Below are 6,930 nucleotides of genomic sequence, written 5' to 3' on the forward strand. Positions count from 1 at the left end.
CTGCCAGCTGCCCATTGCCAATTACCAACGTTGGAGCTTAGTTCAAAATCCAGCAACTTTTCGGCAAAATAGGCCTCTCCCCAGCGCCAATCTATCAAGAGGTGTTTACAGAGAAAACTGGCCACCAACATACGCACACGGTTGTGCATGTAGCCGGTTGTATTTAGTTGACGCATACCCGCATCGACCAAGGGGTATCCGGTTTGTCCCGACTTCCATTTTTCAAATTCCTCTTCATTGTTCCGCCAGGGTATGCGGTCATACTTCGGTTTAAAGGCATGGTTGACCGTTTTTGGGAAATGCCAAAGTATCTGCATAAAAAATTCGCGCCAGATCAATTCATTCCAGAACACTTCGTTCTTCGCTTCAATGGCTTTTTTCACGATATTTCGTATAGAGACCGTCCCAAACCTCAAATGCGGCCCGATTCTAGAGGTGCCATGAATTTTAGCAGGGAAGTTTCTTGTAGCCTCATAATTTTCGATAAAGTGATCCGAGATGTCAAAATCGGGCACTTCAATTGATGATCTTTCAAATCCCAAATCTTCTAATTTCAGATAGGGGAGTTCGGTGTTTTGAAGGTAGTTGTTTGTAAGGGGCTTGCTTTCAATATGTTTTGAGAGGGTCTCGGGATTGAACTTTTCCTTCCATTTATTTTTATAAGGCGTATAGACCACATAGGGATCTCCATCCGATTTTACAATTTCATCCTTTTCGAAAATCACTTGGTCCTTATACGTGTTCATGGGGATATTTTTACCCACAAGAAATTCTTTTATTTGGCCATCGCGATGTATGGCATAGGGTTCATAGTCATGGTTCGTGTACACGGAATCGATATCGAAGTCTTGCACCAAGGTTTTGAATATCTCCATCGGTTCACCATGGTACATGCCCAAGGAACTCTCGTATTTTTCCTTTAATACCTTGTTGATACCACCTAATGATTCATGAATAAAGGTAACCCTGGCATCGTTTTTTGGTAATTGGCTTAAAATTTCGGTATCAAAAATGAAAATAGGAAGCACCCTGGAGGATTGCCGTAGCGCATGGGTCAACCCTTTGTTATCCGCTAAGCGTAAATCACGTCTAAACCAAAATATCGATACCTTGTTTTTCATATTAATTGACATTGAGTGTTGAAAGCCCACCATCGACACCTAATATTTGTCCGGTTATCCACGCACTATCGGTACTGAGCAAAAATCGGGCAATTTGGGCTAAATCCTCGGTATTTCCAACCCTTTTCAAAGGGTGCCTCTCGGCCATCATTTCCTTTTTTTTGTCATTGTTCAATAAGCGGGCCGATAAGGGCGTATCGACCAAGGAAGGGGCAATGGCATTCACCCTTATTCTTGGGGCATATTCGGCCGCCAACGATTTAGTAAAGCCCTCTATGGCCCCTTTGGCAGCCGCGACACTGGTGTGAAAGGGCATACCTGTCTGAACGGCCACAGTGCTGAAAAAGACCATACTCGATCCGTCAGATAATAAGGGCATGATGTCCTTAACCACATTGACCAGGCTGAAAAAGTTAAGATGCATGTCTTCTTTGAAGGTTTCCAAGGATAACATCTTAAATGGTTTTAAGTTAATACTTCCTGGACAATAAACAAAACCATCAATTTGATCCGGCAATTCGGACGTATCCAAAAAATCTTTGGTTGCATCGAATCGTAAATGGGATACGTTGGGAAGGTCGGTAACTTCCCAAGTACGCGAAGCGATATAGACATTGTGATTTTTTTGGAGGATTCTGGCCAATGAAAGTCCAATGCCATGGGAACCCCCAATTAATAGAATGTTTTTCATTTTAAATGGATTTTATGTTCATTGAATTTGTTATGCCTGCTATAGAACCAAAGCGTTCGGTTAGTTTTTGCTCCCGATAGTCAAAAATTTTGATCAGTTGCTTTTTTATTATCGGATAAACCATACGGCCCAAAAACCCAAAGGGAAGCTTTATATCAATAATATCCTCCATAAGAACACCATGGGGAATACGTTTTATAAAATGTTTATGGTGCCACAGGCTGTAAGGTCCGAAACGTTGCTCATCCACAAAGTATTCACCTTCCAAGACGTGGGTTATCTCCGATACCCAACGCGTCGAGAAGCCTGTGAACGGGGTGACCCTGTATTGAATGATCTGTCCCGGAAACATGGGCCTTTCAGCCCCGGATAAAATATGGAAACCCATATGTTTGGGCGTTATGGTGGCTAGGTTCTTGGGATTTGCTAAAAATTCCCAAGCCTTGACTTTATCGATAGGTAGGGATTGTTTGGCATGCAATTGATATAGTTTCATGATAATCTCGTAAAATGTTTAACAAAAATACAAAAACATTAAACAATAAAAAAATAATGGATTCATTTCTATTTTGTACATTGAGCTTTCGAAAGACATGATGCGATTACGAATACTACATATTGTTCCCATTCTTCTTTCTTCGTGGGTCTGTGCCCAGGTCGATGTGCGGGTTGTAGGGCAGATGCCCCAGGAGCTGCGGGAAAACTCCGGACATGTTTTCTATGACGGACATTTGATTTCCCATAATGATTCGGGCAATGAACCTGTGCTTTATGCTCTGGATACGGTGGGTATGGCGATTTCCAGAAGGGTGACGGTTTCCAATGCTGTAAATATAGATTGGGAGGATATTTCCCAGGATGAGGATTATTTTTATGTTGGGGATATCGGAAATTATTCAGGTACACGATCGGACTTGGCCGTTTATAAGATTTTAAAGGAGGATTTTGACCAAAGCGAAACGGTTACCGCGGAAATCATCAATTTCCAGTACGAAGATCAGGAAACTTTCGTCGATATCGGAAAAAGCAATTGGGATGCCGAGTCCTTAACGGTTATCGATGATCGTTTATGGATATTCACGAAACAATGGATCGATGAAGGCACAGTGGCGTATTCCCTACCCAAGGCAGCAGGAAACCAGGTCGCGAGAAGGGAAACGGCCTATGCCGTCGATGGCCTTATCACTGGAGCTTCGTTCAATGAAGACACCAATGATTTGGTATTGGTGGGCTATTCGAACATGTTAGCACCCTTTTTGTTGCGGATGAAGGATGTGGACACAGCTTCAATTTTTGCCAATGAGGTAGAACGCATACCACTCGATATCGGTTTTGGACAAGTCGAGGCAATCACCAGCATCACCGCTCAGCGTTATTTTATTGGAACTGAAGAATTTCAGAGAACTACTCCGGCCATAGCATTGGATCCCATGTTGTATAGTGTCCAATTCAAGGAAGACAAGGACGTAAATGAAGAAACCCCTGAGGAAGGGAATGCGCCTGATATCGATTCAGGAGAAGATCGATTAATACTTTATGGGAGCTACGATTCCAATGTACTTTATTTTAATTTAGATACTGATAAGGCCGTTATGGCACAAGCCATCTTCGATAGCACAGGTAAGATGCTGCGGTTCCAATTGGGCAATGATATGGGCGAGAATGCGGTGGATGTAACCCCATTTGAATCAGGGGTATATTACCTTACTTTTTATCTTGGTGACCGAATACTTTCAAAGGCGTTCATCACCTATTGAAATCTTATCACACTGGTTTATTTAAGAGTTTATTAACAAGGCCAACCCCGGTTTATCTTTAGTTTTGGAAAAACTAAAAAGCAACAACAAATGAAAAAATTAGTATTCTTAGTAAGTGTATTTTTGGTTTCCATGACTATGGAAGCCCAAATTACAACCCCACAACCAAGTCCGTCCTCAACATTGAAGCAAACCGTCGGGTTGACCGATGTAACCATTGAATATTCTAGACCTTCTATGCGTGGCAGGACCATTTTTGGTGATTTGGTGCCTTATGATAAACTGTGGCGTACCGGTGCCAATAAGAACACCACCATCGAATTCAGTACCGATGTTACTATTGATGGGCAAGAACTTAAGGCTGGTTCTTATGCGATATTTACCAAACCAGGGGCATCATCTTGGGAAATTATTTTTTATTCTGACACTAATAATTGGGGTACTCCTCAAAAGTGGGATGATAGCAAGGTAGCAGCAAAAACGAATGCAGAGGTACAAGCGATGCCTATGGATGTGGAATCTTTTATGATAGTCATCGATGAATTGAGCAATGACAGTGCAACGCTCGGCATACTATGGGAAAAAACCTATGTTGGCGTAAAATTTGAAGTGCCTACCGATGCCACGGTCGTGGAAAGTATCACAAAGGTGTTAGATGGTCCAGGAGGCAATGATTATTATGCTGCTGCCGTGTATTATGCCTCTACAGGAAAGGATATCAACAAAGCCAAGGAATGGATGGACAAGGCCATGGCCATGACCAAAGAACCTGCATATTGGCAATTGAGACAACAATCGTTGATCCAAGCTAAGGCAGGTGACAAAAAAGGAGCCATAGCCACGGCAAAAAAATCGTTGGCAGGTGCTGAGGCCGCCGGTAATATGGATTATGTTAAAATGAACAAAGACTCCTTGAAGGAGTGGGGTGCCATGTAACCTTATACAACATATTTTTAGTGAAACCCTGACGATATCGTCAGGGTTTTTTTATGGCGCAAAACCTACACAAAAGAAGGTAATATCGTATTTTTGTTAGTTTAACAAACCAATTTAGAGGTATGTTTCGATTAATATCTTATTCCGCCATTTTAATGATCTTAGTTTCTTGTGAAAATGCTGCCGAAATGCCCACCTATACGGCTGATCGATGGGAGAATCCCGAATGGGAAAATCCTGAGATATTCCAAATAAACCGTGAAGCACCCACAGCCTCCTTTTATAGATATACCAGTGTTGAAGGGGCACTTGAAAATGAAAGTTGGGAGCAATCATCTCTATATAGATCCTTGAACGGGACTTGGGATTTTTACTACGCTGAAAATCCCATGAAAAGACCAACGGACTTTTATAAAAATGACTTTGACGTAAGGGGATGGGATACAATACCGGTACCTTCCAATTGGGAAATACAAGGGCATGGGATTCCTTTTTACACCAACGTCACCTATATGTTTCCTCCTAATCCGCCCCATATTCCCCATGAAACCAATCCTGTGGGAAGTTACAAACGCCACTTTGAAATTCCGGATACATGGAACGACAAGGAAATTTACCTTCATTTTGAGGGTGTCAGTGGTGCGATGTATATATGGGTGAACGGTGAAATGGTGGGATATAATGAAGGGAGTAAGACACCCGCAGCCTATAATATCACCAAATTTGTGCATAGTGGAGAAAATTCTTTGGCGGTACAGGTGCTCCGCTGGTCCGATGCCAGTTATATGGAGGACCAGGATTTTTGGCGATTGAGCGGTATCGATCGGGATGTTTATCTCTATGCGACCCATAAAACGACCATTAAAGATATAAAGGTTTCCGCAGACTTGGAAAATGACTATACCGATGGCCTCTTAAAACTAGAGTTAGACGTTGTACATGGAACAGGGAACGAAGCGCGAAGCGCCCAAATAAAATTATTGGACGGTAAAAAAGAAATGTATGCAGAGACCCGAAAACTTGAAGATGGTGAAGGGGTAAAGCAGCTTGTATTTGAAAAGGCACTTTCTAATATAAAAACATGGAATGCCGAAACCCCAAACTTGTACACCTTGTTGATAAACCTGTTAAAGGAGGATGGTTCCATTTTAGAGGCAACTACAGTGAAAGTAGGTTTTAGAAAAGTGGAGATCAAGAACAACCAATTTATGGTAAATGGCAAGGCGGTTTTACTGAAAGGGGCCAACCTTCATGACCATGATGAAAAAACGGGCCATGTAGTCAGTGAAGCACTTACCTTAAAGGACCTTACGGTTATGAAGCAACATAATCTCAATGCGATTCGCTGTAGCCACTATCCTAAGAACCCCCATTTCTATCGTATGTGTGACACCTATGGTTTTTATGTTATCGATGAGGCAAATATCGAAAATCATGGTATGGGGGCCACGAATCAAGGACTCGACACGGATTTGGAAGCGCAGAAAGTCCATCCGGCCTATCTGCCGCAGTGGAAGGCAATGCATTTAGATCGTACCATACGCATGTTCGAAAGGGATAAGAACCATCCCAGTATCATTACATGGTCCTTAGGGAACGAGGCGGGTAACGGGGCCAATTTCCATGCAACTTACGATTGGCTCAAGGCCCATGATACAACGCGCCCCGTACAGTATGAAGGGGCAACACAATACGAAAATACGGATATCCAGGCACCCATGTACATGCAGATTCCCGATATGGTCGCCTATGCAGAGAATAACCCTAAAAGACCTTTGATCCAATGTGAATATGCGCATGCCATGGGAAATAGCGTGGGCAATCTTCAGGAATATTGGGATGTGATCGAAAAATACGATGTCTTGCAAGGGGGATTTATATGGGATTGGGTGGATCAAGGATTACTGACGAAAAATGAACAAGGGCAAGAGTATTGGGCCTATGGAGGTGATTTAGGTGGAAAGGATTATCAGAATGATGGAAATTTTTGTTTGAACGGATTGGTGAACCCCGATCGGAGCGAACATCCCTCTTTGTATGAGGTGAAGAAGGTTTATCAATATATAAAATTCAAGGAAAAAAATGAGAAGACCGGAAATATATCAATTCTAAATAAGTATGATTTCCTTAATCTGAACCAGTTCACATTTATTTGGAAATTATTCGAAAACGGCTTGGAAATTGCCACGGGCGTACTACCCACACTCGATGTACCTGCCAAAGACTCAAAATCCGTTCTAATTGACCTCCCCGAACTCAATGATGCAAAAGCAGAGTATTTTCTAAATCTATATGCATATACCAAGCAAGCAACTCCTTTGGTTCCTAGGGATCATTTGATGGCCTACGGGCAATTTCAACTTAGCGATTATATCCCAAGGACATTTAGAACGGCTGATAGTGGTGACGGTCTCGAAATCACCTC

At 42.3% G+C, this 6,930-nt stretch carries 6 protein-coding genes; 3 read left to right on the plus strand and 3 right to left on the minus strand.

Annotated elements, in window-relative coordinates; genetic code table 11:
• From WBM98_RS12780 to WBM98_RS12790, 3 genes are all read right to left on the minus strand, one after another.
• The coding region (locus WBM98_RS12780) for a cryptochrome/photolyase family protein (protein WP_424366408.1) at positions 1-1,121 on the minus strand (1,121 nt) is incomplete at its 3' end.
• Position 1,122: 1 nt separating this feature from the next.
• Positions 1,123-1,812 (minus strand): SDR family NAD(P)-dependent oxidoreductase, encoded by a 690-nt coding sequence (locus WBM98_RS12785; RefSeq protein WP_424366409.1) that lies wholly within the window; start codon positions 1,810-1,812, stop codon positions 1,123-1,125.
• Position 1,813: 1 nt separating this feature from the next.
• On the minus strand, positions 1,814-2,308 hold the full coding sequence (locus WBM98_RS12790) for an SRPBCC family protein (RefSeq protein ID WP_424366410.1): 495 nt from the start codon (positions 2,306-2,308) through the stop codon (positions 1,814-1,816).
• A gap of 97 nt (positions 2,309-2,405) precedes the next feature.
• On the opposite strand from WBM98_RS12790, the gene WBM98_RS12795 reads away from it, so the two are divergent.
• The 3 genes from WBM98_RS12795 to WBM98_RS12805 form a co-directional block, all read left to right on the plus strand.
• On the plus strand, positions 2,406-3,569 hold the full coding sequence (locus WBM98_RS12795) for a hypothetical protein (RefSeq protein ID WP_424366411.1): 1,164 nt from the start codon (positions 2,406-2,408) through the stop codon (positions 3,567-3,569).
• Between the two features lie 90 nt (positions 3,570-3,659).
• On the plus strand, positions 3,660-4,505 hold the full coding sequence (locus WBM98_RS12800; RefSeq protein WP_424366412.1) for a DUF2911 domain-containing protein: 846 nt from the start codon (positions 3,660-3,662) through the stop codon (positions 4,503-4,505).
• Between the two features lie 122 nt (positions 4,506-4,627).
• Positions 4,628-6,930 (plus strand): glycoside hydrolase family 2 TIM barrel-domain containing protein (locus tag WBM98_RS12805; RefSeq protein WP_424366413.1); only part of this gene is annotated, 2,303 nt, incomplete at its 3' end.

The sequence above is a fragment of the Maribacter sp. genome, assembly GCF_049667165.1.
GTDB lineage: Bacteria > Bacteroidota > Bacteroidia > Flavobacteriales > Flavobacteriaceae > Maribacter_A.

Excerpts from the sequence above, each read along its gene's own strand:
- WBM98_RS12790 (WP_424366410.1), bottom strand. The coding sequence starts at position 2,308 with ATGAAACTATATCAATTGCATGCCAAACAATCCCTACCTATCGATAAA.
- WBM98_RS12785 (WP_424366409.1), bottom strand. The coding sequence starts at position 1,812 with ATGAAAAACATTCTATTAATTGGGGGTTCCCATGGCATTGGACTTTCA.
- WBM98_RS12800 (WP_424366412.1), top strand. The coding sequence starts at position 3,660 with ATGAAAAAATTAGTATTCTTAGTAAGTGTATTTTTGGTTTCCATGACT.
- WBM98_RS12795 (WP_424366411.1), top strand. The coding sequence starts at position 2,406 with ATGATGCGATTACGAATACTACATATTGTTCCCATTCTTCTTTCTTCG.